Below are 3,337 nucleotides of genomic sequence, written 5' to 3'. Positions count from 1 at the left end.
GTGTGCGGCCGCGCAGCGTCGAGGTTTTCTTCTCGGACTGCCGCGAGATCGCGACCGCCCGGTCCGCCCTGTCGAGCAACAGCTCGATGTCGGCAGGGGAAAGGTCGCGGATGCCCAGAAGATGGCGTTGAGGATAGGGGGACGAAGCGTCGGTCATCTCAAGGGGCTGCTATAGGGTGGAGACTTTGCGGCTGCAAGCGCCAGCTTTGCATTGGAACCGTTCTCCTCATTTTTTTCGTGTAGATGGCCGATTGTATCGGCCGGTATTTTCATCGCGCGCGCTGCATGGCTTGGCTATATCTAGCCGACAGCCTCGGATTCGTGGCTTTCTGACGATAGAAGGATTGGGCGTGACCGACGACGTGACGAACCAGCCGCCGCCGCTGACGGGCGGCAACGCCTGGCGGGGCGATCCGTTGCTGATCCAGCTCGCGGAGCGTTTTTCCGATCCGGTGCGCCGGGAACTCGACGGTCTCGGCCGTTTCGTGCTGACGCAGGAGGCGCAGGAACTGGCGCGCCTCGCCAATGTCGAGACGCCGAAGCTGAGGACGCATGATCGCCAAGGACGGCGCATCGACGTGGTCGAGTTCCATCCCGCCTATCACGCCTTGATGCGCCGCTCCGTGGCCAATGGGCTGCATTCCTCGGTGTGGGAAAACGGCGACACCGAGATCGGCCGCCGCCATCAGGTCCGTGCCGCCCGGTTTTATCTGACGGCGGAGCTCGAGACCGGGCATCTGTGCCCCATCACCATGACCAACGCTTCGCTGGCGGCCTTGATGGCCAGCCCGAAACTGTTTCGTGAATGGGCGCCGCGCGTGACGACGCGCAAATATGACCAGAGCCAAAAGCCGCCGGTCGAGAAAACCGGGCTGACGCTCGGCATGGGCATGACCGAGAAACAGGGCGGCACCGATGTGCGCGCCAATGTGACGAGGGCGGAACGCGCCGGCAGCGGTTTTTATCGTCTGACCGGGCACAAATGGTTCATGTCGGCGCCGATGTCGGATGCCTTCCTGGTGCTGGCGCAGGCGCCGGAGGGGCTGTCGTGCTTCCTCGTACCGCGCGTTCTCGGTGACGGCTCGGGCAACGGCTTCCGCTTCCAGCGGCTGAAGGACAAGCTCGGCAACCGTTCCAACGCATCCTCCGAAGTCGAATTCGTCAATGCCATCGGCGAGATGGTCGGCGAACCCGGTGCCGGTGTGAAGACGATCATGGACATGGTGACGCTCACCCGGCTCGATTGTGCCATCGCCTCGTCGGCGATCATGCGCGCGGGCCTCGCCGAGGCCGTTCATCATGCCCGCCATCGTCAGGTGTTCGGTTCGACCCTGATCGAGCAGCCGTTGATGCAGCGCGTGCTGGCGGACATGGCACTCGATGTCGCCGCCGCCACCGCACTGTCGTTCCGGCTGGCGCGGTCCTTCGACGAGGCGGCCAGCGACCGCGGTGAAGCGGCGTTTGCCCGCGCCATGACGCCGGTCGTCAAATACTGGGTCTGCAAGATCGCGCCGCCTTTGCTCTATGAGGCGATGGAGTGCCTCGGCGGCAATGGCTATGTCGAGGAGGCGCCGCTCGCCCGCTATTATCGCGAGGCCCCGGTCAACGCGATCTGGGAGGGCTCGGGCAATGTCATGGCGCTCGACGTGCTGCGCGTGCTTGGCCGTGCGCCCGGCCTGTTCGAGGATGTGCTGGCCGGCATCGACCGCGATCTCGGCGCCGGCGGACGCGGCACGATCGGCGTGCTGAAGGCGGCGATGCAGGTCGCTTCAACCGACGAAGGTTCGGCTCGGCTGCTCACCGAGCAGCTGGCTCTGTCGGCTGCGGCGGCGGAATTGCGCCGTCTGGGGGCAGGGCGGATCGCCGACGCTTTCGTCGAGACGCGATTGGCCGGCCAATGGCGCAACACCTATGGCATGATCGATTCGCGCCACGATGCACGCATGATCATCGACACGCTCTATCCGCCAGTGAACTGAGCCGCGAGCATCGCAAAAACCGGCGCCATCCACAGTTTTGAGGCGTTGGTCCGTATCCTCTCGCATATGGCTAATTTCCGTTAACCTTAACAAATGGTTTCCGTTGCGATGGCGAGCGGCAAGGCCCACTGTCCCGGCGCAAGCAGGCAATGGTTCAGATTGGCCGTCTCCTGCTTTGCGAAGCAGGAACACCGATGCGACAGGTACTGACCTCTTTTCTGACCTTGCACTGGACGATTGTTTTCGCCCTGCTTGCGCTCATCTGCATCGACGGAAACCGTGGTGTGGCGGCGGCGCTCGGCGTGATCGGTGCCACAATCGAGGGTACCCGCTTCGTCAACCTCGACAATTTCGTTGTCGTGGCGCCGCTTGCCACCGCATTGCTGGTCGTCGCGGTTCTGTTTTTCTGGGCCTTTGTCGAAGCCCTGGTCAACGACGCGACCAGCCCGGACGCCGACAGCGTTGCCCGCATCGCCTTCATCTGCGCGTCCGGCGTGTTGTCGCTGATCGTCATCGGGGGTGCTGCGCAAGGCATAAACGGGCTGTTCATGGCTGTTGCCGTGCAGCTGGCAGCACTTCTGGCATCCTATGTCGCCATGCTTGCCGAACGGCGGTCCGTGGTTGCGGCAGCGGCTTCGGGCGAAGGCGAGATCCATGCCGTCGCGCACGGCATGGCAAAAGCCGCAGCCCACAATTCGCTGCTTTCACTCATATCAGGCCGAACGGTGTCCAAAACCGGCTCCAATCCCAGGGGAGGCCGCTGATGCGCTACATCTTCGGATGCTGGGCGGCGCCGATGGCGATTTTCTGGGGCTGGTTCTATCTGTCGGCCAATGACATCAATTTCGGCTACGCGATGCTCAGCCGACAGATGCACGACTTCTTCTTCCGGCTCTACGGTCAGATGCTCGGCATCGATCCGGCGATCATCCCCGGCATGGTGGCGAAGACGTGCGTCTTCGACGGGTTGCTGCTGATGGCGCTTTGGGCATTCCGCCGTCGCCGCGAAATCGCCGGCTGGGTCAGACAGCGCTGGGCGGATCCGGTTCCGTTCGAGCGGATGCGTGGAGCGACTGAAGCCGGTCCAAAACTCCCTGCAGAATAAACGCGGCTGCCGCCGAATCGATCTTGCCGGCGCGCTTGCGGCGCGAGAAATCCATCTCGATCAGCGTCCTTTCGGCCGCGACCGTCGATAGCCTTTCATCCCAGAGCACGAAGGGCAGGTCGCTCATTTGTGCCATGTTACGGACGAAGGCGCGCGATTTCTGCGCACGCGGACCTTCCGAGCCGTCCATGTTGATCGGCAGCCCAATCACCACGGCGCCGGCATTCTCCTTCTGCAGCAAGGCGAGCAGCAC

4 protein-coding genes and 1 pseudogene are annotated in these 3,337 nt (G+C 63.4%); 3 read left to right on the top strand and 2 right to left on the bottom strand.

Features of this window, described 5'->3' with window-relative positions:
* Positions 1-157 (bottom strand): annotated as a pseudogene (gene pyrB / locus EN879_RS29120) (aspartate carbamoyltransferase catalytic subunit); the annotation flags it as partial.
* Between the two features lie 193 nt (positions 158-350).
* On the opposite strand from pyrB, the gene EN879_RS29115 reads away from it, so the two are divergent.
* The 3 genes from EN879_RS29115 (at position 351) to EN879_RS29105 (ending at position 3,084) form a co-directional block, all read left to right on the top strand.
* Positions 351-1,979, top strand: coding sequence for a DNA alkylation response protein (locus tag EN879_RS29115; RefSeq protein ID WP_013531793.1), 1,629 nt, complete (start codon positions 351-353; stop codon positions 1,977-1,979).
* Positions 1,980-2,173: 194 nt separating this feature from the next.
* On the top strand, positions 2,174-2,743 hold the full coding sequence (locus EN879_RS29110; RefSeq protein ID WP_013531792.1) for a hypothetical protein: 570 nt from the start codon (positions 2,174-2,176) through the stop codon (positions 2,741-2,743).
* Positions 2,743-3,084: a DUF6105 family protein gene (locus EN879_RS29105; RefSeq protein ID WP_063167955.1), complete on the top strand. Its 342-nt coding sequence runs from the start codon at positions 2,743-2,745 to the stop codon at positions 3,082-3,084. The genes EN879_RS29110 and EN879_RS29105 overlap by 1 nt, the downstream gene beginning before the upstream one ends.
* Here EN879_RS29105 and ruvX read toward each other — a convergent pair.
* On the bottom strand, positions 3,002-3,337 hold a 336-nt coding region (gene ruvX, locus EN879_RS29100; protein ID WP_127274415.1), incomplete at its 5' end, for a Holliday junction resolvase RuvX. The genes EN879_RS29105 and ruvX overlap by 83 nt on opposite strands.

The organism is Mesorhizobium sp. M7A.F.Ca.AU.002.02.1.1 (assembly GCF_003998535.1).
Taxonomy (GTDB): Bacteria; Pseudomonadota; Alphaproteobacteria; order Rhizobiales; family Rhizobiaceae; genus Mesorhizobium; species Mesorhizobium ciceri.
The sequence above is the reverse complement of the archived record's forward strand: the minus strand, read 5'-3'. Positions and strand labels throughout refer to the sequence as shown.

Coding starts and splice junctions, on each gene's coding strand:
- EN879_RS29110 (WP_013531792.1), top strand. CDS start 2,174: ATGCGACAGGTACTGACCTCTTTTCTGACCTTGCACTGGACGATTGTT.
- EN879_RS29105 (WP_063167955.1), top strand. CDS start 2,743: ATGCGCTACATCTTCGGATGCTGGGCGGCGCCGATGGCGATTTTCTGG.